Genomic DNA, 26,037 nt, shown 5'->3' with positions numbered 1-26,037 from the left:
TCACTGCCTACAGAGCACTGAACACTGCCAACTGAACACTGCTTACTGAGACTAGAGATCTTTTGTGCCGTAAATTTGAAAAAACTGGTTTTCTGCGTCCACGGTACCGATTAGGATGATTTCTGCATCTTCCGGCAATATCATGCTGGGTTCAGGGTTGATATGCATTTCTCCATCATGCTTTATCCCGATAATGGTACAGCCTGTTTCTTTTCTGATGGAGGATTCTTTAATAGTTTTTCCGGAGAGTTGAGATGGCACTTTCACTTTGATCAGATCAAGACCTTCTGCCACCATCAGAATATCACTTCTTTGAAGGAGATTCAAAATAGTATTGGCACCCATAGATGCATATGACATCACAAAATCCGCCCCTGCCCTGTGCATCGTCCCGAGATTTCTTTCTAAAGTGGACCGCGTGATAATTTGGATATCGGGGCGGAGTTGCCTACAGTATATCGTGAGATAGACGTTGACATCGTCGTCATGGGTTGTAATGATCACCGAAGGAGATTCCATAATCCCTGCCTGATTGAGTACTTCCAGATCAGCAGCATCCCCAACTATGGCGTTTTTTATTCCTTTAACCCTGAGTGGATCTTTTTCCACAATTTTATATTGAAGATTACGGGCAGCCAATGCCCTACCTGTAGCCCTTCCAACCCTTCCTCCTCCTAATATCAATACAGGTGATGTAAATTCACATTTTACACCGAAACTATGGTTGTACATGTCCATCTGAGCGCCGGAACCTGCCAATACCAATACTGTACTTGAATTTATTTTTGTTTCAGGTCTAGCTGCCATGAATTTCCCTCTCTCCCAAACCCCCACCACACTCACACCTACTTTTTGTCTTAGCTCAGTTTCTATTAAGGTAAGCCCCACCAACGATGACCCGGTTACCAAAGCTTCCGCAATCTGTAAATCACCAAAACGCCCAATCACATGGGCACATGCATCACCCGCATTGGCCCTTCTTGATAGGATTAGCCCCATGATTTCCCCCAATTGAAGTACATTATTGCTACCTGCAAGTCCCAAAATATCCACTGCGGCTTCCGTATTTGCTGTAGAGATGATGATGACTTCTTTGCTGATACCCCTAACAGTAAATGCAACATTGGTATTTAGAACGTCTGATTCCGTCGTTGCAACAAGGGCCGCATTTTCAACCCTGGCATTCTTATAGGTCTGAGGGTCCACCAAGTCCCCCAACATCACTTTTACTCCCAGTTCACCAAGCCGCAATCCTTCAGTGAGATCGCCCACCAAGACCACATAATCATATTTAAACCTGTTCAGTTTTTTGATCAGTGCTTCTGAAACGGGGCCATATTTGGTTAAAATGACGTGCCCCTTCATTTCAATGGGCAATTCTCTACGCACCCTAGCTTGCTCCTGGGCCTTCATCCAAGGCGAATAAAAGAAATTGATAAAGGTAAAAGGAAACAAAACCAACAAGAACAACATCCCTGAAAGTAAAACCAAAATAGAAAACGACCGACCCAAATCAGTATGAAATGTGATATCCCCAAATCCCAAGGTGGACATCACAGTAAGGGTCCAATAAAAGCCAGTCAACCAGGAAAAGGATTGCCCTTCCCTTAGCATCAAAATATGAAAGATTATTGAATATACTGTGATCATTACTAGCAGGATCAACAAAAAATTAAATAAAAGCCTGAGATTTCTCCGATCAGGTTTGTTCTGCAAAAAAAAAGTCATCTGGGAAGTAAGGAATTTCATGCTTTGAAAGTATTGAGTTTGGGGCTAATTGTAATTTCCATAAGAATAAACTTAATTCTGCCACTTACCAAATTGTCCTTCAATTACTATTCAACCAGATATTGATTGATGACTATTCCCGATTTTTTCGGTATTGGAAATGGATTGATATTGGATATGTCAGCATTCAACTTAGTTTAAATGGCTTCGGTCAAAATTACTGAAATCCATAAAATATCAATAAAACCATCAAATTATCATCTTGATATTGGTTTTTATTCTGATTTCAAATAAACTGTTTGACCTTTAGCGGCAGATTGCCTGGCAGCATCAAGAATCTCGGCAACTATCATATTATTGCCCAATGAATACAGACTATATTCCTCCACATTAATTTTACCACGTATCACATCTGCAAAATATGAGAATGGATCAACATAGACTCCCAATTCTTCGGGAGTTACCTCCAAAAGCTGCTCTTCATTTGAGGACCAGCTTCTTATCCTCATTTTTGATCTGTTTTCACTGATCACATGTCCGGAAACCCCATAGACTTCCATGTCCTTCCTGTCAAAAGGCCAGTTCCAGGAAGCCTGTATGATGGCCTGCGCATCTCCGTAATCCAAAATAATGGTAGCTTCATCATCCACTTTGGGATAGACTTCAGGTTTAAATGTATTGGTAATTGCAGTAACTGAGATTGGCTTCCTGCCCTCCATCAAATAAGTCATGATATTGGCCCCATAGCAGCCAAAATCTATCAGGGCACCTCCACCGTTCTGAACAGGATCTGTCAGCCAATCCAAAAACTCCTTTCCAACCCCAATTTCTTTTGGACCTCTATGACCATGATGAAAAACCGCTTTCCGGATCTTACCAAACGTAGCCTTGTCCTGTAATAATTGATAGGTCTTTTCGGTGCTGGCATACCATGATGTCTCAAAATTGGTCAAGAGATGAATGCCATGTTGTTCAGCCAATGCTTTCATTTTTACGGCATGTTCATAATAAGCAGACAGGGGTTTTTCAACCATCACGTGGATTCCACGGGGTGCCGCTTTTTCAACCACCATCAAATGGTCATAAATAGAACCAAATGCCAATACAGCCTCAGGCATAACTTTATCCAACATCTGATCGGCATCGCTAAAAAATAGGTCTTTTCCCAAATCATATCGTTTGGCAAACGATGCTGCCAATTTTTCATCCGGTTCATAGATACCCACCAATTCAACATCTGATTTATCTTTCCTGTTGAATATCCATGGAGAGTGCCCATGTGACAGCCCCATCATGGCCATGCGAACAGGTTCTTGGGAAGTTTGTTGTGCAAAAACTGTCTGATGCTGAAAATTGAACATCATAAGAATAAGGAGTATAAGGGAATTTTTCATGGTATGGGATTTTGGGCTGTTAGTTTGGAGTATTATTTCTTTTTGTTTTGATTGCGCCTATCTGCAAGTTATATCAGTTTTTATTAAAATCAGGATTAAAACTATCTTAATCATAGGCTAAAGCTCCAATTACTGCATTTGGCACGCTGATAACGCTGATGGAGCTGATTTGCACTGATTTTTTTACCTGTGGACATCAGCAAAATCAGCGTTATCAGCGTTCTATTAAATGATTCAATCAAGCTTTTAGATTTGTAAACTATTATCCATAAGTTTTCACTATTTTTAAAATATGAATCAAATCCTAATCCTCCTCCTGATTTTACTGACAAGCTTCCAATCCATTGCGCAGGAAGATAATTTAAAGGTGCTATTGATTACAGGCGGGCATGACTTTGACAGGGAAGTGTTTTTTGAGATGTTGGACAGTTTTCAAAATATAGAGTTCACAGAAATCCTACACCCAAAGGCCAATGACTTTTGGCTGGGCAAATATGGTGATGATTTTGATTTGGTACTGTTTTATGATATGGTCCAACAGATTACCGAAGAACAGAAAAAAGGATTTGAAGAAAAGGTAGAATCAGGAATAGGTTTGGTCTTTCTCCATCATTCCCTACCCTCCTATCAGGATTGGGAGTTTTATCAACAGGTGCTGGGGGGACGATATGTAGAACCATCCACTGATAACAGCAATCCTTCAGGATACCAACATGATGTGAGATTTAATATCCAAATCACTGACTCCAAACATCCCATCACCTCAGGAATTAAGGATTTTAAAGTTTTTGATGAAATCTATATCAATGCCCCTGTCAACAAAAATATACATGTATTGGCAAAAACCGACCATCCGAAAAGTATGAATCCTGTGGTTTGGTGTCAGCAAATCAACCCTAAATCCCGATCAGTGTATATCCAACCTGGACATGGCCCTGAGGTGTTTTCAGATAAGAGTTACAGGAAATTGGTGATTGAAAGTTTGATTTGGGCGGGATTTCGATAATACTCCAGGACATAAATTCATACAAAATAATTATTTTGGTCTAGAATCCACTTTATTTAAAATTTGGTCTTTAAATTTATTTTTGAAATTCAATTGTTGAATTTTTTTCGTCCTTCCATCCATTGAAGTATGTAATTCCGGTGTTCTTCCCATGGCATTTCATCCACATCTTCTTGGCTCAATTCATCACTTTGAAGAATCAAATAGAAATCACCATTAAATTGGTTGAAGGAATTCCAAATTCTATTGGCACTATCTATCTTTTTATTATTTTGTTTGAAAATCCAATTTCTGACATGCCTTAGGGCTTTTTCAGGAATATCTTTGTGGATTTGAATATCATTTCCTGAAATATCAGATAAGGCTTTTTGATATCTGTAATGCTCCTTGTCGAAAATTAAGAATGATTTGTCTTTATAAATCTGATTCCCAAATCTTTTACAACCAATATCCATTCCCAATTCAAATGGCATGTTAAATCTGGCAAGTTCATTTTTTTTACTTGCTTGCATTCTGGAAATATCATGGATGCTAAATTTTGCTTTTTCTATTAAAATTTGAATATTACTTATCCGTGATTCGGCGGAATTTTTTGTTTCAGAAAGTAATGGATTATATCCAAGATAGGTGAGGCAAAAATAAATTGATTTTAAAATGGGCTTATAAGCATTGTCAAAAGGGCAATTGATAAAAACATTTTTCTCAAAATCCACCTATTATTCATTTAGAATTTATAACAAGAACTTTTTCAACTGACCCATCCGGTCTATGAATTACAATTCTATCAATGTTTCCAGTACCAATCATTTTTTTTACCTCCTCCAATGCATCTGCTTTGGTATTGAGTGTGGCAACTGCTTTTGGACTTCCATCCCTCAATAATATCCACTTCCCTTGACTAGCCACGACGTGAGCTTTATTTCCAGAAGCACCAGCTTCTTTGAATCTATTTCTTATATTTAAAATTTCCGTAGTATTCATATAACAAATTTAATACAATATCTGAAAACATATAAATCATTCTATTATTGGGTTATATGGTTTTGAACGAATAATCTGAAAAATAACAAAATTATTATCAACAATGAGTGATCTAATTCAATTATTTTGAAACCAAGACAGGGTATTTTCCCAAATACTCAACCGGTGGTGTATGCCACTCTGAAAGTCTGCTAACCTTGGTCTGCATACAATGGTAGATAAAATCATACAGTAGGTGGCTGACTTCTGATGGAAGGTTTAATCTTTGCGGTTGGGAAGGAGCGAGATTTCCCCAAGCACTTGCCTGTTCTTCCTTTGCAATTTCCAGCATGGCATATTGTAACGGTAGCCGGGCTGATTTTACCCTGCTTAAAATCTCGGGTTCCTTTTTCACTGCTTTCTCAGCTTGATCGAATATGTCATTGTAAGCCTGAATAAGTTCAGGGGACAGAAAACTGTCTTTCTCCTTTACAGGACTACCGAAAATGGACATTTTCCTACCTGTAAATCCCTGATTATTGTCATGAAGCAATTCAATATATTGTCTTACATAAGGTGCTGCTTTTCCATAAAAAGCAATTAGAAACCCATTCATTTCCTCTTCAATATTTACATTCGGATTCCAAAGCAATTTGGCCAAAAGATATGCCCTCAGTTCGGCAAACTCACCGCCACTCTGAATATTTCCCTGCTCAAAAACGGCACTGACACGGTTTTTCCTTAAAAACTGCACATTGGGCTGAAGGGTCCTGAGATTGGGAAAAGGAGAAACCAAATGGGAAAACTGAATGGTATAATCCCAAACCAGGATATTGTCGGTGATTTTCCCCCATCCTTCCAGGTCATTGCTAAATGCCCTATCACCTGTTTCCATTGGCTCATTTCTGGTACTTTCAATGCTGCAGAGCATGATGTTCACATTTTCCCTTGGGACGATATCCTTGGGCGGAACCCGGGTGTATTGATAAGCAAGCGTGGAAATGACTTTATCCGGAAAGCGTTCAGCCACCTTATTGATAAAGGTCAACATTGATCCCATTCCCAAGGCAGGGTATTCACTTCCGTGCGTGGCGTACATTTTTTCCTCAGGTGCAAAAGCGGCATATTTGGCATCTAGGGCAGCGCAATGTTCACATCTGCAATAGTTCACATTGTCATTTTGGCTGACAGACCAATACTTAGCCTGGGGCTTTTTGTCCATGGCGGCTTTCAGGTTTTTGCTGACGATTTCCAACACTTCAGGATTGGAAAGACAAAGTTGCGACTCGGGCTGCACACTTTTGCCGTCCCAAGAGGGTATCAGGGCAGCATGACGCTTCCCGTCATAATAGCTGAAATATTCAGGATTGGACTCGCCATATTCTTTGGGGTCCAAAAAAGTATGGAAAGTATGCACCCAATATCCCCATTCAGAGGGCGATGTTCCCCTTTCCCCATGGGAATGTAGTCTATGCCAATCCATATGGACCGGGTCGTAAACATCATTGTAGAATACTTCCCGGAATGAAAACACAGGTACCTGCAAATCTTTGATCGGACCGATTTTAACCGTATTATGTCGAGGGATTACCTCCACACTTGATGAATATTTCTTACAGCCCAAATAATCCTCCAAAAAAGTATGAACCGCATAGATAACCCCTTTTTTAGGACCTCCTGAAATGATCAGCTTCTTTCCGGTATTTTGGATATACAGCCCCTCCTGCCCCAACTCCATGTAGGGTACATGAGCGGTTTCAGGACGGTTGCCCCGTCCGATAAGAATCTCATTGGGACTTGGGAGCCCATCATCATGTGCAATAGGGATAGCATATCCGGAAATCCTGTGTAGATAGTCTTGGAGAATTTTAGCTGCCTGTATTTCCTGAACCTCAGGAGCTTTGGGAATGATGATTGTAAAATCAGAATTACCGTTTTTGATCAAAGTGAGATCTTGGGCCATCGATAAAGTAAAGCTGGTAAATACCAGGAAAAGGCAAGTAAGTTTCTTCATAGTTTTGGGGAATTGCGCGGTCAGGGTTTTACTCTTGAATAACAAGAATCAAATTACCAGCTATAATAGGATTAGCAAAGAAGTTATTGGTGAAAAGGTAAAAAACTGATTTGGAGGAGAATATTTGACCGGATTTCATAACCTCAATGGTTTTTAGAGTAATTTATATAAAACTCTCAAAATATTTCATGTAACCCCCATACTTCAAAAAAACCTACCTTTGCATCATGTCAGAAACTACCGATCAGAAACACGCCGGATTTTTAAATCTTTTGGGAATCGAATCTTTTAATGAAATGCAGTTGGATTTTATTCAGCAGGCCAAAGAGACCGATAACCTGATGCTGCTTGCACCCACCGGTTCGGGAAAGACTTTGGCTTATCTCCTCCCCCTGATTGATTGTTTGGATGAAAGTCTCAGAGAGGTACAGGCACTGATCGTAGTGCCCTCAAGGGAGTTGGCCATACAGATCGAGCAGGTTTTTAAGTCCCTGAAAACAAACTTCAGGGTAAGCACATGCTATGGAGGACATTCTGTGAAAATTGAACAAAACTCCTTGGCCGAAGGTCCTGCAGTTGTCATCGGAACTCCGGGCAGGTTGTCCGACCATGTCCAAAGGGAATCCTTTGATATGGAAAATATCCGTCTGATTGTATTGGACGAATTTGACAAATCCTTACAGATGGGTTTTCATGAACAACTGAGGGGGATATTCAGGAAATTATCCGGTACTGAAAGACATTTGTTGACCTCTGCCACCAAATTGGACAGGATGCCGGATTTTATTCCTTTCAGCAGACCACATCAGGTCAATTACCTCAAAGATGAGGCTGACTCCAAACTGGAACTCAAACTTATCCATACTTCAAGCAAGGTAAAAGTAGAGACCTTGATGCGCCTTGTTGCAGCATTTCAGCATGAAGCTTGTCTGGTTTTTTGCAACCACCGGGATGCTGTGGACAGGATCAGTATTTTGCTGACAGCTTATAATTTTGAACATGGCGTCCTGCACGGTGGGATGGAACAGATCGACCGTGAAAAAAACCTGATAAAATTCCGAAGTGGTGTTTACAACCTTTTAATTGCCACAGACCTTGCATCACGGGGCTTGGACATTCCCGAAATCAAGCATGTGGTCCATTATCAATTGCCTCCAAGGATAGATGCCTTTACCCACCGCAATGGACGGACTGCACGGATGCATGCAGAAGGTCAGGGATATCTGATTTTGGCCAATGATGAGGAACTTCCCGACTATATTGATAAATCAGTGGAGGAAATCGAAGTGTCGGAAACCTTACCCCAACCCACTCCTACCACCCTCGCCTGCCTATATATCAGTGCAGGAAAAAAAGACAAAATCAGCAAAGGGGATATTGTAGGTCTCCTGACCAAAAAAGGTGGCCTTGACGGTTCTGATATAGGTCTTATTACTATTTTAGATTTTGCTTCCTACGTAGCCATCAAACGTGACCTCGCCAAAAAAACCATCTCCAAGATCAATAACGAGAAGTTGAAGAAGGTGAAAGTGAGGGTCGCGGAGGCGAATTAAGTGTGGGGGCGAAGAAACCTTTGAGGTCTTCCCTACCCCGACGTCAGGACCTCGAAGGTTTTTCCCTCTTAACCCAAACCCTTCCTCTGAACCAAATAAACTTAACCCAAACCCTTCCTCTGAACCAAATAACCTTAACCCAAAAACCTTCAAGGTTAAATAAAGCTCAAAGGTTAGGTAGTCTCATGTTTGAGGTCTTCCCCACCGCGACGTCAGGACCTCGAAGGTTTTCCCTTTTAACCCAAACCCTTCCTCTGAACCAAATAAACTTAACCCAAAAACCTTTGAGGTTAAAAAAAACCTCAAAGGTTTGAAATAGGAAAGTTTACTATTTATATACTTTTTAACTTAACACAATCCTAACTTTTACTAAATATGAATATCTAAATTAAGATCAATGTTAAGCTAATAAACTGCATTTATTTGCCTTAAAACGGTATTTTTGGAAACTTAACACTAAATTAATTCACCTTTAATTAACTTTTACTTAACCTCCCCTGTAGGTCAAAAGTTTAGCTTTGTTAAAACTTTTAAACTTAAAGACATTACACATTTCTACAAACAAATGAAAACCTTAACAACAAAAAGAGTAGGATGGTTGCTGACCTTATTGCTAGGTTTGACACTATCTGCCTTCGCCCAGGAAAGAACGGTAGAAGGAAAAGTATCGGATCCCAGTGGTCAACCGCTACCGGGCACAAGCGTTCTGATCAAAGGTACCACAAAGGGTACTGTGGCAGATTTGGACGGTGTATTTAACATTGTAGCCAATGCGTCTGACACCCTTTCTTTCTCCTTTATTGGATTTGAAAAATTGGATAGAGTGGTCGGCAATGCAAACATCATAAATGTAACACTGCAAGAAGGCTTTGAGATGAATGAAATTGTCGTCACCGCCCTTGGAATGGAAAGAGATGCCAAGGCCCTTGGATATTCTGTTCAAACAGTAGATGGAGACAGATTTACTGAGGCTAGGGAAACAAACGTCTTGAATTCCCTCAGCGGTCGGGTTGCAGGTGTACAGATCACCAACGGTTCAAGTACTTTGGGTGGATCTACGCGGGTTACCATCCGTGGGGAATCCTCATTGAATATCAATGCCAACCAACCCTTATTTGTGGTGGATGGTATTCCAATAAGTAATAATGTGGTCGGATCTTCAGGAAGAGGCGGTCTGGAAGTGGATTATGGCAATGCCGCAGGAGAGATCAATCCTGATGACGTTGCTTCCATGACAGTCCTTAAAGGCCCGGCAGCAGCGGCACTTTATGGTTCAAGAGCAGCAAACGGTGCTATTCTTATCACCACCAAATCAGGAAAAGGAAAAAGAGGATTAGGTATTACCATCAATTCCAACACCACTTTTGACAATCCTTTGGTCATGCCCAAGTGGCAAGACCGATACGGGCAAGGAAATAACGGTCAATTTGCATTTGTCAATGGTGCCGGGGCAGGTATTGCCGATGGAGTTGATGAGAGTTGGGGTCCTGATATGAACACAGGATTATCCATTCCACAGTTTGATTCCCCAAGGAATGTTGCGGGTTTTAGAGGCGGTGATTTAAATGCACCATCAGGAAGCACTATCAATTCAACTCCTTGGGTGCCCCAACCAAATAACATCAATGACTTTTTCAGAACCGGTGTGACATTGGCAAACAATGTATCTATTGCAGGGGACACTGAAAAGGCAAACGTAAGGTTTTCCTGGACGAATCTTGATCAAAAAGGTATAGTTCCCAATACAGACCTTAAAAGAAATACCTTGGCATTGAACTCGGGTATACAAATCATTCCAAACAAGCTGACCATCAATACTACTGTCAACTATCAGAATACAAACTCCGGCAACAGACCAAATATCAGCTACGGAACTGAAAACCTGATGTACTTATGGATTTGGTATGGAAGACAGATCAATACCGGAAACCTGAGGGATTATTGGATGCCGGGAATGGAAGGCATGCAGCAATTCAATTACAACTATAATTATCATGACAATCCTTACTTTACTGTCTTTGAAAATACCAACGGTCAGCAGAAGAACAGGATTTTTGGAAATATCGTATTGAATTATCATTTCACTGACAAACTCAGCCTTATGCTAAGGACCGGTGTGGACAATTACAATGAATTGAGAGACAGAAAAAGGGCATTCTCCACCCAAAGATTCCCAAGAGGTAATTACAGAGAGGACAATGTGTATTTCAACGAAAGAAACTCAGACTTTTTGCTGACTTATTCAGAAACTACCAATACTACCTGGACTTACAACATTGCACTTGGTGGTAACTTAATGTCACAGGAAAACAGGTTTCTTCAATTGGTGGCACCTGAACTGTTGATCCCCGATATCTACAACTTTACCAATACAGCAGTTGCTTTACAGACTGAGCAGTTTAATTCCCGCAAAAAAATCAACTCACTTTACGGTTTTGGACAGATCGGGTATAAGAATATCCTGTTTTTGGACATTACAGGCAGAAATGACTGGTCTTCTACCCTTCCGGTAAATAACAATTCTTATTTCTATCCCTCAGCGACTCTAAGCGGTATTATTTCTGATATGATAGAAATGCCAAGAAATGTATCATTGGTAAAAGTAAGGGCGGCATATGCAGAAGTTGGAAATGATACTTCTCCATACAGTTTGACCAATGTGTTCAACAATCAGATTGCATGGGGATCTGATCAGGCCAAGACAGAATCCTCTGTCCTTTCCAATGCAGAATTGAGACCTGAAAGAACCGCCTCCACTGAATTTGGGCTTGATATCAGATTTTTTCAAGGCAGGTTGGGATTGGATTTCACGTACTACAATAATATTACCAGAGATCAGATTATCCCTATCACCTTGGACATTGCCACGGGCTACAATAGTAGAATCATCAACGCCGGTAAAATCCAGAATCAGGGAATTGAAATTGTGGCATTGGCCAATCCAATTAGAAAAAACAATGGCTTCAGATGGGATGTTGTGGCCAACTTCACCCGAAACAGGGGCAAAGTATTGGAACTGACTGAAGGTTTGGATACATACACGCTGACAGACCGGAACGGCGCATTTGTACAGGCAAGGATCGGTGAGAGAATGGGCAATATGTATGGAGTAGGATTTGCAAGGGTTGAGGATCCAAGCAGTCCATTTTTTGGAGAAATCATCCACAACAGTACCGGAACGCCACTTAGAGACTCCGAATTGGTCTTACAGGGAAATTACAATCCTGATTGGATGTTGGGTATCCAAAATAGCTTTAGCTATAAAAACTTCTCCTTCGGATTCCTCTTTGATGTCCGATATGGTGGGATAGTAGTCTCAAGAACCAAAACCATCGGAAGTACCTCCGGTCAATTGGAAGAAACCCTCTTCGGAAGAGCAAACGGCTATGATCTTACAGTAGAAGGCAATGGAATTATCAGCCCGGGGGTGATATCTAATGGCGACGGGACATTCCGGCCAAATGATATTAAGATCACTTCACGAAACTGGCATAACCGATATTATGAAAGAAACAATGTGGAAGCTGCCAAATATGACGCTTCATACATCAAACTCCGGGAAGTAATCTTCGGATATAACCTGCCCAAAAAATGGTTTGGAAATCTTCCGATTGAAGATGTGCGATTGTCTGTGGTTGGAAGAAATCTTGCCCTTTGGACAGAAAACCCACATTTCGATCCGGAAACATTGTCCATGTCCGGAGGAACACTTCAACCGGGAATTGAAAACATGGCTTTCCCTTCTACCCGAAACTTCGGATTTAACCTGAATGCTAAGTTTTAATCCACCAATCATCTGAAAAATGAAAATTATGAAACTGAATATCAAAAAACTTTTCACTGCAATACTGGCCCTTCAAATAGGCTGGATTGCTTCCTGTACAGGAGATTTTGAAGAAGTCAATTCAAATCCCAATTCTCCTGAAGTTGTTCCTTCCTCGTTGTTGCTGCCCACCGTTATCAGAAGCACGGCAGGGCAAGTAGCAGGTCAGGCATGGGGAATTGGAAACGTAGTGATGCAATACACTGCAAAAATCCAGTTCACCAACGAAGACCGTTACAACTGGGGACCATTTGGCAATCCTTATGGTACTTTCTACAATTCGATGAGAGACCTGAACAATATCATTCAGATATCCGAACCTCTCGGACAGAAAAATTATGTAGGAATAGCCAAGGTACTTAGGGCTTTTCAATATGCCTTTATGACCGATGCCTATGGAGAGCTCCCTTATTCGGAAGCTATATTGGCCAAAAACGGGGTCAATTATCCTGTATTTGACAGTCAGGAGGCAATCTATGAAGGAATCCTCAGGGAACTAAGGGAAGCAAATGAACTTCTGGGAACGAGCAATGAAGCAGTAAGAGGCGACATCCTTTTTGGTGGTGATATTGTTAAATGGAAAAAATTCGCAAACTCTTTAAGGTTAAGGGCTTTGATGCGTATTTCATTGAGAAAAGACCCTTCTGCTGAAATGCAACAGATACTTTCCAATCCTGCACAGTTTCCGATTTTCACCGGAAACAATGATCATGCATTGCTACAGCATCTCGCAGATGTCCCTAATCAACATGACCTATTTACTACCCGATCAGGATCATTTGATGAATACAGGTTAAGCAAAAACATGGAATTGACGCTCAAAGACCTAAATGACCCAAGGTTATTTGCTTATGCCCAGCCTACCAATCAATCCGGGGCAGGGATTATTGGAGGTTCAGAAGATTATCAGGGTGTACCCAATGGACTTTCCGATGAAGAAGCACTGCAATATTCTCCATCAGGAGACCCTGCGAGAGGGGGTTCCAATTATATTTCCAGAGTTGGTTTTCTTTGGTCATGTAACCAATGTACCTCTTTGGCCAATCCTGTAGGATATCAAACCATACTGATGAATTATTCTGAATTACAGTTTATTTTAGCTGAGGCAAGAGAAAGAGGATTCATCACCACAGGGAGTGCCGAAGAATATTACCTGAACGGTGTCAATGCTTCATTTGAATATTATGAAAGCCGGTATAGATTAATCAGCCTACCACAGATCGCAGATAGATTGCAAATTGGAAATGACTACTTTAACCAACCAAAAGTATCTTACACCGGAACACAACAGGAAAAACTTGGAAAAATAGGCACCCAAAAATGGCTTTCTCTGTTTTTCTCAGGATTGGAAAACTGGTATGATTGGAGAAGAACAGGTTTTCCTGAAATTGTCCCCGGTCCTGCGGCATTCGAACCAAATGTACCAAGAAGGTTTATGTATCCTTCTTCTGTTCAGGCATTGAATGAAGATAATTACCGGGCTGCCATCACCCGACAAGGTGAAGACAATATATCCACCAGGGTTTGGTGGGATGTTGTACGATAATTGAGTAAGTTAAAACTTAAATCCCCTGCCTATACCAAAAATTGGTATGGGCAGGTTTATTGCAATAATACCTATGAAGACCAATAGAAGAGAATTTCTAAAACAGGCAACAGTTTTTTCAGGCGGCATGGCACTTTGGGGAGGAATCCCCCAAGCCATTCAAAAAGCAATGGCCATCAGCCCCGAACAGGGAAGCACATTTTATGATGCCGAACATGTGGTTTTTCTGATGCAGGAAAACAGGTCTTTCGACCATGCTTTGGGCTCACTTCAAGGTGTTCGGGGCTTTAACGACCCAAGGGCCATCAGGCTTCAGGGCGGATTGCCGGTTTGGTTGCAAAAAGATAAAGACGGAAATACCTTCAAACCATTTCATTTGGATATCCAAAACACCAAAGCCACTTGGATGAAGGATATTCCCCACTCATGGGAAAATCAGGTAGATGCCCGAAATGAAGGAAAATACGATGGATGGATTGAAGCCAAGCGACCCGGCACCAAAGAATTCAACCATGTGCCATTGACCATGGGATATTATACCCGTGAGGATCTTCCTTTTTACTATGCATTAGCGGATGCCTTCACGGTCTGTGATCAGCATTTTTGTTCTGCATTGACGGGAACGACCACTAACCGCATGTATTTTTGGACAGGAAAAAGCAGGGATCCCAAAACAGGTCTTTCGGTTGTAAGAAATTCAGAAGCCACTTATAATAATGAAGTGGACTGGGAAACCTTTCCGGAAAGATTAGAGGAAAACGACATCTCTTGGAGAGTTTACCAAAACGAAATCAGTCTTTCCTCAGGATTGGAGGGGGAAGATGAAAGTCTTTTGGGAAATTTCACAGACAATAATCTGGAATGGTTCAAGCAATACCATGTCAGGTTTGCCAAAAGCCATTATCCATTTTTGCAAGAAGCAGAAAACCAATTAGTACAGTCCATCGCTGATTTGGAAGCAGCAATGAATTCCAATCCTTTGGAAGGACAAGAAAAAAGTTTAGACGAACACAAAGCAAAATTGGACTATGTGCGTGATGCCTTGGTCAAATACCATCCGGATAATTTTGACAAGCTACCTGAAGCAGAAAAAAATCTTCACCAAAAGGCTTTTTCCATCAATGATTCAGACCAATATTTTCATGATACAGAATGGATGGAATATGAAAAGGATGGTGAAAAATTCAAAACTAAAATCCCAAAAGGAGACATCTTACATCAATTCAGAAAGGATGTAAAGGATGGCAAATTGCCAACAGTAAGTTGGTTGGTTGCTCCCCAGAAATTTTCTGACCATCCGTCTGCCCCTTGGTATGGGGCTTGGTACCTTTCGGAAGTAATGAATATCCTGACTGAAAATCCTGAAGTCTGGAAGAAGACCATATTTATCCTCAACTATGATGAAAACGATGGATATTTTGACCATATCCCACCTTTTGTCGCCCCTCATCCTACCGATAAAGATTCCGGGAAATACACTTCCGGCATCAGCACCAAAGATGAATTTGTGACCTTGGAAGAAGAACTTTCCAAGCCTGGAATGAAACCTGAAAATGCACGTCAAAGCCCAATTGGTCTTGGCTACAGGGTTCCTTTGATCATTGCATCTCCCTGGACTAGAGGAGGCTGGGTAAATTCGGAAGTCTGTGATCTGACCTCTTCTCTGATGTTTTTGGAAAAATTCCTAAAACACAAAACCGGAAAAGACATCAAAGAAGAAAATATCAATTCCTGGAGAAGGACAGTTTGCGGGGATTTGACCTCCGTTTTCAGACCCTACAATGGCGAAAAAATCAGTCTTCCCAAATCTGTTCAGCAAAAAGCTTTTATGTCCATGATACACCAAGCAAGTTTTAAAGACATGCCCAATAATTTCACGCCCTTAAAAACCGAAGAAATCAAAACTGTCAAAAAAAATGGGGTTAGGTCTCCTATTTTGCCAAAACAAGAGACTGGGATCAGAAACTCCTCTCCCCTTCCTTATGAACTTTATCTCGATGGGACAATTGATCTTTATCAGCAAAGCTTCCGAATAGCTTTTAAAAATGGGAAAGAAATTTTTGGAGACAAAACAGCCGGAGTACCCTTTCAGGTGTACAGTCAAAACAAATACTTGGAAAATGGCCAATGGAAATCCATAAAATCCTGGGATTTTGCATTGGAAGCCGGTACTGAACTGGATTTCGAATGGCCGCTGGAGAATTTTGAAAACAATCAATACCATTTGGAAGCTTATGGCCCCAATGGTTTCTTCAGAAGTTTCAAAGGTGAAAAAGGAGAGTTATTGTTGGAGGTTAACACCACCTACGACATTTCTGATCCCAAAAAAGCACAGCTTCTCATTCATTTGGAAAACAAGGACAATTCAAAAACCGTCAATTGCATTCTTGAAGATCAGGCATACGGAAAGGAAATAACAACATTCAGCATTAAGTCAAACGGAAAAAAAACCATCACCATTGCTACTGATAAAAGCTTCGGCTGGTATGACTTTTCTCTAAAGATCAAAAATGAAAGCAATTTTGAAAGAAGGTTTGCCGGAAGAATCGAGACAGGATTGGCATCCAAAACAGACCCTCAAATGGGGAATTTAACGATTGACGATGATAATTATAACGTGTGAACTTTGGAATCTCGAGAAGGTTGATATGGATGGTTAATTAATTTACAGGTTTGGATTAAAGAATGTGAGTGAGACACTCACATCGGCGAAGAATGCAAGTTTTATCCACCAAAAAAGTATAAAGACCCTAATAAAGTTTTTTCCTTTTTAAGGCTTATCTATCTCATGAAAAATACTTTGTTGCTATTTACCCTTCTTTTGCTGATTTCTTGTAAAAGAGAGGAGTTTACACCAACTTACTCCAGTTCTGCTTTTACTTTTCTGGACTCCCTTTTAAATCTTTCAGCTAATCAAATCATTTCAGATGAGGATAGACTGGTTTTGGAAGATGGTTGGGAGTTTTATGGGTGGGATACAATGCCTGGCAAGACTGCTTCATTTCCGGATATATCTCTTGGAGAAAAGATCCAACTCCCCCATAAGATTTCACATCCAAACAGCAATGTCTGGTATTTAAATAGATTGAATCAGTCAGATGGATATCTGTGGATCAATGCAGATGATGGTGCCCAACTTTGGATCAATGGAGAAAGGGTCTTACAAAATTCTGAATTGTTTTTCCCAATCCCAAAAACTGAAACTCTCATGGAGATTCATGTCAGGGTCATCAATAATGCGGCATCAGGTGGACTTAGACAGGTATTTTGGGTGAATAAGGAGATTTGGGAAAAGTCTGTGAAGGAAAGGGAAGACAACTTCAGCTTAACGATAAAAATAGCCAAAGAAAACCTTTGGATGGAAGGTAATTTTCCAAAAAACTGGAAGGAATATCCCATTTGGTATAGCTCTCCGGTTCTCATTCCCATTAGCAAAGATAGTTTGATGCTGAGATGGACGGGGGAAAAAAATGCCAAGGCAAAATTACATTTCGGTCATGACCCAAATATGGTTGTGAATACAAAAGAAGTAATGGAAGAAAATGGAATCTATAGTGCGATTGTTTCTTCTAAAAAATGCCATTATTTTCATTTCGAAATGAATAAGACGGTTTCACCTCTTTTTAAAGCCACATTAGCTCCCTCTACAAAATCTATTTCATTCGCTGTATGGGCAGACAGTCAAGGAGGATGGGAAACTTTTTCTGAAATCGCTAAACAGATGAAAAACAAAAATCCTCAATTCACTGTAGGAATTGGTGATTTGGTGGGAAATGGAGGGGACTCATGGCAATATGTCAAGTTCCTCAGCCAATTACATGAGGTACCTGTCCCCCACTATCTTTTTCCGGGCAACCATGATTACGACAACAGTTATAACGAGTGGGTTCCAACCAATTTCATCCAGAATCTAAAATACAAAAACCAGAAAAACTATCAGTTTTGGCAAGAAGGTCCCTGTGCATTTATAGCCCTGGACCCCAATGAAAACTTTCCTGTTGGCATCAATATACAATCAGAACAATATGACTGGTTCCAGAAAACCATCAATTCTGATGCTTGGAAAAACGCGCATTGGAAAATTGTATTTGTCCACCAACCACCTTTCAGCCAAGGTTGGAAAGGTTACAAGGGAGAGAAAAGTATTTTGGATTTATTGAAGCCCTTTTATGAATCAGGGCAGATTGATCTTGTTGTTTCCGGTCATACCCATGATTATGAGCGTCTTATTTTAGACAACAAAGCCAATCAAACAGCTTTTGTCATTGTCGGAGGTGCGGGTGGAAACCTCGAACCTGAAGCTGAACAGGAGCCATCTCCGAAAATGGACAAACTTATCAGGGTGCATCATTTTGGATGGATTGTGGTGGATCAGGAGCAATTGGAATTTGAGGCAGTTGATGTAGAGGGTAGGGTGATTGATAGGTTTGTTTTGAAAAGATGAAAAGAATGTGAGTGGAGATGGATGTGAGTAGGAGACACTCACATCGGCAGAAGAAATGAAACTGATTTTACTGATGCAGAAAGATCAATAAATCAGTGAAAATCAGATCAATCAGCGTTATCAGCGTTCTTCATCGTTCCTCAGGAATTCACCTTTAAGGCCAAATCTTTATACCTGTTCAAATCAGGCAAAGGAACTTTCTCCTCTTTGGCCAACTCATCCCAGGTTCGCATTTTTAGGGAAAGCTCAAAAAATTCGTCATTTTCAAAAGCCTCAGCCTCTTCTGAAGTCATTACACCACCTAGATATTCCAAGGTCTTTCTACTCGCTTCCGACAACTTCTCATAGTATTCGGGGTATTTGAATGTCAGATACCTTTTGGCCTGTACATGATTCTCGACCAGCTTGGCGATTTTTTCAGGAAACCCCAATTTTCTTAGAAAGTCAGCACCCAGCTTTTCATGGCTCATCACTCCATATCCACCCATATTTTCAAGATCCTGATCCAATGCAAAGAGATGTCCAATATCATGAAAGAAAGCTGCCAATATAACTTCTTCATCAAATCCCTCCTTTTCGGCCAATTGAGCAGATTGGCACATGTGTTCGATCTGGGAAACTGGTTCTCCGATATAATCGATCTGCCCAAACTTTTCATACAGTCCAAATACCTCCTCAATTCTTTCCTCCTTGGTAATATTCATATCAAATTGTTTATAAATACTAAATTATATTAAGACTATTGATTAAAGAAGCTATTTCTGTTAACAAATAATTAACTATCAGTATTTATTGCTATGCAAAATAAAAGGCCTATTTAAATCTATACCTGACAATCTCCTTTAATTTTCAGATTTGTAAGTTACTTTAAAATTAACAGAAGGATAATCATCATTTTAATTGTTGAAAACATCAAAAGTTTATTTTTGCTAAACATTATTCCGTTTTGAATTAAATAATAGGTTGAGTCTAACCTTTCACCCTTTTTATCATCAATCGATACCCGTTCACAAATATGGAAAAATCAATAAAACTGGCAGTCTTTGACATGGCAGGCACTACCATCAAGGACAACAGTAATGTTGCGGCTGCATTTCAGGAGGCTTTCCTTCATCATGGTTTTGACAAGGTTACTTTGGAAGAAGCCCAAGAAAAAATGGGCTACCCAAAACCATTGGCTATCCGTGACATTCTAACCCAAAATATATCCATCCAAAGCGAAGTAACAGAGGAATTGATTTCAGCTGTGCATGATGACTTTGTAAGTAATATGATTGAATACTACCGGAATACGCCAGGTATATCTGCCATGGACGATGCGGAGGAAGTTTTTGCCGAACTCCAAAAAATGGGAATAAAAGTAGGATTGGATACCGGATTCAGCAGAGACATTACAGATGTGATTTTGGATAGGGTCGGATGGAAAAATACCCCTTTAATCGACATCACAGTTTGTAGCGACGAGGTTGAAAGAGGCAGGCCATATCCGGAATTGATTCAGGTCATGATGAAAAAATTCGGAATTACCGATCCAAAGCAAGTAATCAAAATAGGGGATACAGAGGTGGATGTCAATCAGGGGCATAATTCAGGATGTCTTATGAGTATTGCCGTGACAACAGGTGCCTTTACCGAAACCGAATTACGGAAGCATCATCCTACACATGTGGTTCATTCTTTAAGGGAAGTGGTGGGTTTGGTTAAGGGAAGACATAAGATGTGAGACTTGAGATGTGAGATACAAGACGTAAGACATAAGAAACAAAGCCTGGACTGAATATCGGGGAGGCTAGAAGTGAGATACGAGATTAGGTTAACCTTTGAGGTCTTTTTCCAGACCTCGAAGGTTTTGACTCATGAAAGGAGAGTTGCGAGACTTACCAGCAGGATCGAGAATCATAAAAAATAACCAACAACCCAACCAATGCTCCACATCCCATCCATCAGCAAGCGACTGGCAAAAAGCAGTAACTTTACGATGAGTTTGTTTGCTGCAAGTATGGCGTTTCTGACCTATAGCAGCATGTATGCTTTTAGGAAGCCATTTGCAGCAGCTACTTTTGAGGGTGAAGTATTGTTCGGAATGGATTTAAAAGTTTGGTTGATTTTGGCTCAGACTTTTGGGTACATGGCAAGCAAATTTTACGGCATCAAAATGATCTCGGAATTGCGCCCTGAAAAAAGAGCCCTGCTGATTTTATCCCTGATTGGGATATCATGGCTTGGGCTGCTTGGGTTTGCCATATTGCCTGCACCTTTTAATGTCCTTTGTTTTTTGATCAACGGATTTCCATTGGGTTTGATCTGGGGACTGGTTTTCCATTATCTGGAAGGAAGAAAGTTTACTGAAATGATGGGAAGTATCCTGGCCGTCAGTTTTGTATTTTCCTCCGGTTTGGTCAAAACCATTGGCAAGTACCTGATGGATGAGTGGCAGGTCAGTGAAAGTTGGATGCCTTTTTGGACAGGGGGTCTTTTTGTCCCTCTCCTATTGATCTCAGTAATTCTATTGAACCAAATCCCGGCACCTACTAAACATGACATTGCTTTACGTTCGGTCCGGACACCCATGTCCAAAGCAGAAAGAAAAGCATTTTTTAAAGCTTTTAAGCCCGGTATTGTCATTTTGGTTTTGGTATATGTTATGTTGACAGCTTTAAGAGACCTGAGGGATAATTTTGCAGTGGAAATATGGGAAGCATTGGATGTTGTGGTCAATCCCGCCCTGCTAACCCAAACCGAGGTTCCCATTACATTGTTTTTATTGCTTATGATGGCCTCATTGGTTTTGATCAAAAACAATAAAATGGCACTTTACATTAACCATTGGATCATTATATCAGGTCTCATTTTGGCAGTTGTTTCGACAATTTTACACCAAATGGGGGTTATCTCTCCTTTTAATTGGGTGGTAAGTACCGGAATAGGAATTTATATGGGCTATATCCCTTTTAACTGTCTCCTATTTGAAAGACTGATCGCTGCATTTCGTTCTGCGGGAAATGTGGGATTTCTAATGTACCTGGCTGATAGTTTTGGATATCTGGGTTCAGTGGGGATTGTGACCATCAAGCAATTTGGCATTTTGGAGGATATGAGCTGGTACAATTTCTATTCACAAGCAATTCTCATATTTCTGAGTCTAAGTGTATTGATGATATTTTATACGCTATTTTATTTCAAAAGAAAATTGAAACAGCCTTCTATTGAACTCCAAGAAAAAGCTATTTTAAAGACAAGTTTTTAAACCAATACCATAAAATGTATCAATCAGCAATAGTAATAGGTGCAGGAATAGTTGGACTTGCCATCACCCGTGCCCTGTCCAATAAAGGATGGAAAGTGAGAGTGATTGAAAGAAACCCGAGACCTGTGGGTGCATCTATCCGGAATTTTGGAATGATCTGGCCTGTTGGTCAGCCACAGGGAGAAACATTTAACCGGGCAATGAGGTCAAGGGAAATTTGGTTGGAGATGAGCAAAAAGGCAGATTTTTGGGTAGAAGAAACAGGATCCCTTCATCTGGCTTACACTGAACTGGAAAATGAAGTGATTGGAGAATATGTACATGCTGTGCAACATTTCAAATCTGCCCATCATCTTAATTCTGTTCAAACAAAAGAAAAAAGTTTGGCAGCCATAACTCAGGGTCTGAAAGGGGCGCTTTGGACAGAGGAGGAAATGATTGTGGATCCCCGGCAAGCCATTTGGAAAACTGCTGATTATCTGGAATCCTTGGAAAATATCACATTTGAATGGGGTAAAGCAGTTTCTCAAATTGACGGAAACAAAGTGTTTTCAAGTAAAGAACACTGGGAAGGTGATTTGATAATAGTGTGTAGCGGAGCTGATTTCGAGACCTTGTATCCGGAAGTCTATTCCATCACCCCAATCACCAAATGTAAATTACAGATGATGCGTTTGATAAATCAGCCTGATAACTGGCGGATAGGCCCTCCGCTTTGTGCAGGGCTTAGTTTTATCCACTACAAAGGCTTTCATGTCGCTCCATCTCTCGCCAAATTGAAAGCAGTGTATGAAGACCAATTTCCGGATTTATTGGAATTGGGAATTCATGTGATGGTATCCCAAAATGGTTCAGGACAACTGACCATTGGTGACAGCCATGAGTACGGTCTGCATTTGGATCCTTTTGACCGACAGGACATCAATGATAAGATTATTGGATTTTTGAAAACTTTTGCTGCCTTTAAGGACTGGTCGATGGAGTCTTCCTGGCACGGCATTTATCCAAAAATGACCAATGGAGCCACAGAATTTATCCATCAGACAGATCCCCAAACTTGGATTGTCAATGGTTTGGGAGGTGCGGGAATGACCCTTTCTTTTGGATTGGGAGAAGAGGTGGTAGAAAGAATTCTTTAAAACTTTAGACAAAAAAAGAATTACGCTTATTTTTCAGTATGGAAAATGAAATATTGGTTCAGATCAGCCAAAAAATCAAAAGTATCCGAAAAGATAAAAACCTGACCATTCAGGAAATCGCAGACCGGGCAGGGGTGACTAAAGGTCTGATATCGCAGATAGAAAATTCTAGGACCATTCCTTCCCTATTGGTTTTGATGCAGATCATTAAAGGCCTTGAGGTGGATTTGAATTATTTTTTTAATGACCTAAGTCTTGATGGAAGGGAAGCGCCGATTTTGATATTAAGGAAAGAAGAATACCAGAAATTTGAGAAAGAACCTGCCTCAGGATATGAATACGAACGTATTTTTACACGAAAAATCAAAACCGGGGCAGTTGACTTTGTCCTGCTTGAAATACAACCTGGATCGGTTAGGGATTTTGTGACTACAGATGCTTTTGAGTTCAAATATATCCTTCAGGGTTCTGTGAAGTACGTATTCAGGGACACTACCATAGATTTGCATGAAGGGGATTCCATGCTTTTCGATGGCAGGTTGGAACATAACCCTGTAAATGAAAGTGCTGTTCCCGTAAAGATGCTGGTGGTTTATTTTTTTGAGAATTTGGAGTAGAAATCAATCAGACTCCCATTTAAATCATAAGTTCTCAATTCTAGTTTTTCACCGACAACCTGAACAGTACAGTAATGGAATCCCCTGAAATTTTTGGCGGCAAACCAGGTTCTTGTCGGGGCATTGTCCTCTAGATTCCCTCCTGTACCGCCTGCCTGAATATAGGTTACCCCATTTTCCACATCAACCTTCCCTGCTTTGATCGTATGAGAGCGCATGTAGGTGTGTAAGTGCCCATAAAAAACCATATCCACTTCATTGCTTTCTACCAATTGAACCAAGTCTTTCAGTTGGTCATCTCCCTGATTTCCTGGACCTGCCCAAGTATCCCCATAGTCATCTTCATCGGATGTGTATGGCGCATGGTGCAGTACCACAAATTTCCATTTTGCACTGCTTTTATTCAATTCATCCATTAACCAATTGTATTGCTCCCCACCTGATTGCAATTCCATTTTCAGATTGCTATTGAGCATCCAAAATGACGCTTCTCCATAATCAAACCTATAATATCCCTTTTCCCCGGAATGAGGATGATATTGACTGTACCAAAAAAGATCTGCATCTCCATTGCCGGGAACAGTGGCTATAGGTACCCGGGAAGTCAATGGTCCAATACCCTGAAAATACTCCATGGTCCATTCAAACTTATGGTCTTTTTTTCCTCCATCTGATAGGTCACCAAGATGGATCAAAAAATCAGGACGCTCATCCCACAGCATCTCACCTACTCTATGATTGATATGGGGACGGCTTTCTGTATCGCTTATAATACCGAACAGAAACGGCTCACTTTTGGGCTTTACAGTCTGAAAAGTCAGAACCGGTGTAATTATCTTTTCACCCTTACCGGATTCAAATTCAACTTGATAATAGTAAGTTGTGCCAGGATTTAATCCGGTCAATTCAATGGAATTGATGGTGCTTTCAATGGATGGGACTGATTTCATTTCGACTAATGGAAGTTTTTCTCCATAAGAAATGGTGGATTTGGAAGGCTTATCGGTTTCCCAAACTATTTGGACAGTGTCTTCTTGAACATGACCTAAGTAAGGACCTGCCATCAAATGAAATTTTTCAGGGAATAGTTTCCCCGATTCGATCTGATTTTGGATTTTATCAAACCTTTCTATGATCATCCCTGCGTCCATTATTCCCTCATAAATGGCAGACTGCTTCAATAAATCATGCAATTGCATGTGGGGTTCATTTGTCAAAAATGACCTCAAATAAAAACTAGAGGGTTTCTTCAAAATATCGACATCCAATTCCATTGTCTTTTCTCCCTGAACAAATACCGTAGATTTAGTTCCATCAAAACAGATAATGATATGTGTCCAATATTTTTTCCAATATTCAGCAGTTTGGCTTGTTGAAATCCAGTCTTCCTCCTGTTTGGCTTTAAGTTGGATTTTGTTATTATAGATTTCAAAAATCAACTGCGGTGATGAACCATCAGTCCAAATGGCATCCATTCCGACCGGCTGATTGACATGGTCAAGAATCAAAAATTCAATGGCAAAAGGCTTGGTGAAAAAATCCTCTGAAACTTCAAAGGGCTGATAAACTCCCGAGACGGGCTGATTAATCCCAATTGAAGGATCAATAGAAATTTGTTGTTCAACCCTAAAACCCTCCAACTTTTTAAATTCCTCAGAACGTGTCCTTCCTTTTCTTGGAAGATCTGTTTGGTTCCAAAACCAAAATTCCTTCACAGGTTTGAGTGGTGGTTCAATTGTCATAGAGGAATTGAATACCTGTATAATCAGGGTAAACCATAATAAATTATTTATCATCAAAAATAGATTTTATGTTTAGCAATACTAAAATAAAATCTGAATTAAATGATGAATAAATTGTTAAGTAAGTGTCAAGAAAAAGTCCGAGTCTAGGTTTCAAATCAAAATGGATTTGAAACCTAGACTCGGACTTTATGAATTCCAGCTAATGTTAGTAAAACTTAAAGCTGCTAAGTACAATTTCTTGCTTTTGTATTCGGAATCAACTTTCTAAAAGTTGGGCAATGATCAATACCGATAAATAGCAGCCAATCCGCTTTCTGTAGGAAATTTTTCAGCAGGAATCACAACGACTTTACCGCCCATTTTAAGCACCAATTCACCCATATCATCCAAAAGATCGTCCACTCTTGGGTTGTCAAGATCTTTTTTCTGGGTATTTCCTGTCTCTATGTTGGTTATCCTTGCTGCAATTACTTTGTTAGATTCTACTAAAAGTGTATCAATCCTTCCTTCTACTGCTGCAATGGCCAATTCTTTGTAATCATCACTGCCTTTGCCATCTGCCCTCGCCTGCTCAAATTTCTCAACCAATATGTCAAGGGTCTTATTGTATTCAGGTTCCATGACCTCCCAAGCCAATTCTATCAGTCTTTCTTCCGGAACTGATTTGGGGTTTACTTTTATTCCATTGGAAACCAGCAAAGGATTTTCACTTAACTTCTGAAAGAGATTATGGTGTTCCGGAAGTGCTGCCAAAATAAGTGGCAATCCGGAAGGTTTGGAATAATGCTCCTGAACCGACTTTCCAATTTCTCTGAAAAAAC

At 40.4% G+C, this 26,037-nt stretch carries 17 protein-coding genes and 1 pseudogene; 10 read left to right on the top strand and 8 right to left on the bottom strand.

Annotation, left to right across the window (positions count from 1 at the left end; translation table 11 throughout):
• Window positions 1-51: 51 nt before the first annotated feature.
• Complete coding sequence (locus ACEW8O_RS13345) at window positions 52-1,650, bottom strand: TrkA family potassium uptake protein (RefSeq protein ID WP_373495120.1); 1,599 nt, start codon at window positions 1,648-1,650, stop codon at window positions 52-54.
• 353 nt (window positions 1,651-2,003) lie between these two features.
• Complete coding sequence (locus ACEW8O_RS13340; protein ID WP_373495119.1) at window positions 2,004-3,122, bottom strand: Gfo/Idh/MocA family protein; 1,119 nt, start codon at window positions 3,120-3,122, stop codon at window positions 2,004-2,006.
• A 292-nt stretch (window positions 3,123-3,414) separates the two neighbouring features.
• On the opposite strand from ACEW8O_RS13340, the gene ACEW8O_RS13335 reads away from it, so the two are divergent.
• Entirely contained in the window at window positions 3,415-4,128 is a 714-nt protein-coding gene (locus ACEW8O_RS13335) for a ThuA domain-containing protein (protein WP_373495118.1), read from the top strand.
• Window positions 4,129-4,217: 89 nt separating this feature from the next.
• Here ACEW8O_RS13335 and ACEW8O_RS13330 read toward each other — a convergent pair whose 3' ends face one another.
• The 3 genes from ACEW8O_RS13330 to ACEW8O_RS13320 all read right to left on the bottom strand — a co-directional run bounded on the left by ACEW8O_RS13330 (window position 4,218) and on the right by ACEW8O_RS13320 (window position 7,102).
• The gene (locus tag ACEW8O_RS13330; RefSeq protein WP_373495117.1) at window positions 4,218-4,640 is read right to left on the bottom strand and encodes a hypothetical protein; all 423 of its coding nucleotides are present in this window, start codon (window positions 4,638-4,640) and stop codon (window positions 4,218-4,220) included.
• A 208-nt stretch (window positions 4,641-4,848) separates the two neighbouring features.
• A complete protein-coding gene (locus tag ACEW8O_RS13325) occupies window positions 4,849-5,109 on the bottom strand; it encodes a DUF2188 domain-containing protein (RefSeq protein ID WP_373495116.1) in 261 nt (86 codons plus the stop codon).
• Between the two features lie 121 nt (window positions 5,110-5,230).
• On the bottom strand, window positions 5,231-7,102 hold the full coding sequence (locus ACEW8O_RS13320; protein WP_373495115.1) for a DUF4838 domain-containing protein: 1,872 nt from the start codon (window positions 7,100-7,102) through the stop codon (window positions 5,231-5,233).
• Window positions 7,103-7,329: 227 nt separating this feature from the next.
• On the opposite strand from ACEW8O_RS13320, the gene ACEW8O_RS13315 reads away from it, so the two are divergent.
• The 5 genes from ACEW8O_RS13315 to ACEW8O_RS13295 all read left to right on the top strand — a co-directional run bounded on the left by ACEW8O_RS13315 (window position 7,330) and on the right by ACEW8O_RS13295 (window position 18,468).
• Window positions 7,330-8,655 carry a DEAD/DEAH box helicase gene (locus tag ACEW8O_RS13315; protein ID WP_373495114.1) on the top strand — a complete coding sequence of 442 codons (1,326 nt, stop codon included), beginning with the start codon at window positions 7,330-7,332 and terminating at the stop codon, window positions 8,653-8,655.
• Between the two features lie 565 nt (window positions 8,656-9,220).
• Window positions 9,221-12,439 (top strand): SusC/RagA family TonB-linked outer membrane protein, encoded by a 3,219-nt coding sequence (locus tag ACEW8O_RS13310; protein ID WP_373495113.1) that lies wholly within the window; start codon window positions 9,221-9,223, stop codon window positions 12,437-12,439.
• Window positions 12,440-12,458: 19 nt separating this feature from the next.
• Window positions 12,459-14,024: a SusD/RagB family nutrient-binding outer membrane lipoprotein gene (locus ACEW8O_RS13305; RefSeq protein ID WP_373495112.1), complete on the top strand. Its 1,566-nt coding sequence runs from the start codon at window positions 12,459-12,461 to the stop codon at window positions 14,022-14,024.
• A gap of 73 nt (window positions 14,025-14,097) precedes the next feature.
• On the top strand, window positions 14,098-16,647 hold the full coding sequence (locus ACEW8O_RS13300) for a phosphocholine-specific phospholipase C (protein ID WP_373495111.1): 2,550 nt from the start codon (window positions 14,098-14,100) through the stop codon (window positions 16,645-16,647).
• Window positions 16,648-16,812: 165 nt separating this feature from the next.
• Window positions 16,813-18,468: a metallophosphoesterase gene (locus ACEW8O_RS13295; RefSeq protein WP_373495110.1), complete on the top strand. Its 1,656-nt coding sequence runs from the start codon at window positions 16,813-16,815 to the stop codon at window positions 18,466-18,468.
• 140 nt (window positions 18,469-18,608) lie between these two features.
• Here the strand turns inward: ACEW8O_RS13295 and ACEW8O_RS13290 are convergent, their stop codons facing one another.
• Window positions 18,609-19,172, bottom strand: a complete 564-nt coding sequence (locus ACEW8O_RS13290) for a phosphonate degradation HD-domain oxygenase (protein ID WP_373495109.1) — start codon at window positions 19,170-19,172, stop codon at window positions 18,609-18,611.
• 311 nt (window positions 19,173-19,483) lie between these two features.
• On the opposite strand from ACEW8O_RS13290, the gene ACEW8O_RS13285 reads away from it, so the two are divergent.
• From ACEW8O_RS13285 to ACEW8O_RS13270, 4 genes are all read left to right on the top strand, one after another.
• Window positions 19,484-20,191: an HAD hydrolase-like protein gene (locus ACEW8O_RS13285; RefSeq protein WP_373495108.1), complete on the top strand. Its 708-nt coding sequence runs from the start codon at window positions 19,484-19,486 to the stop codon at window positions 20,189-20,191.
• A 201-nt stretch (window positions 20,192-20,392) separates the two neighbouring features.
• The gene (locus tag ACEW8O_RS13280) at window positions 20,393-21,715 is read left to right on the top strand and encodes a DUF5690 family protein (protein ID WP_373495107.1); all 1,323 of its coding nucleotides are present in this window, start codon (window positions 20,393-20,395) and stop codon (window positions 21,713-21,715) included.
• A gap of 14 nt (window positions 21,716-21,729) precedes the next feature.
• The gene (locus ACEW8O_RS13275) at window positions 21,730-22,854 is read left to right on the top strand and encodes a TIGR03364 family FAD-dependent oxidoreductase (protein ID WP_373495106.1); all 1,125 of its coding nucleotides are present in this window, start codon (window positions 21,730-21,732) and stop codon (window positions 22,852-22,854) included.
• Between the two features lie 38 nt (window positions 22,855-22,892).
• Window positions 22,893-23,471: a helix-turn-helix domain-containing protein gene (locus tag ACEW8O_RS13270; protein WP_373495105.1), complete on the top strand. Its 579-nt coding sequence runs from the start codon at window positions 22,893-22,895 to the stop codon at window positions 23,469-23,471.
• On the opposite strand, the gene ACEW8O_RS13265 is transcribed toward ACEW8O_RS13270, so the two are convergent.
• Together ACEW8O_RS13265 and ACEW8O_RS13260 are read right to left on the bottom strand one after the other, a co-directional pair.
• Window positions 23,447-25,267, bottom strand: a complete 1,821-nt coding sequence (locus tag ACEW8O_RS13265; protein ID WP_373495104.1) for a metallophosphoesterase — start codon at window positions 25,265-25,267, stop codon at window positions 23,447-23,449. The two genes, ACEW8O_RS13270 and ACEW8O_RS13265, sit on opposite strands and share 25 nt — an antisense overlap.
• Window positions 25,268-25,498: 231 nt before the next feature.
• Window positions 25,499-26,037: pseudogene (locus ACEW8O_RS13260) on the bottom strand (hypothetical protein); the annotation flags it as partial.

Origin of the sequence: Aquiflexum sp. (genome assembly GCF_041749095.1) — a bacterium.
GTDB lineage: Bacteria > Bacteroidota > Bacteroidia > Cytophagales > Cyclobacteriaceae > Aquiflexum.
The sequence above is the reverse complement of the archived record's forward strand: the minus strand, read 5'-3'. Positions and strand labels throughout refer to the sequence as shown.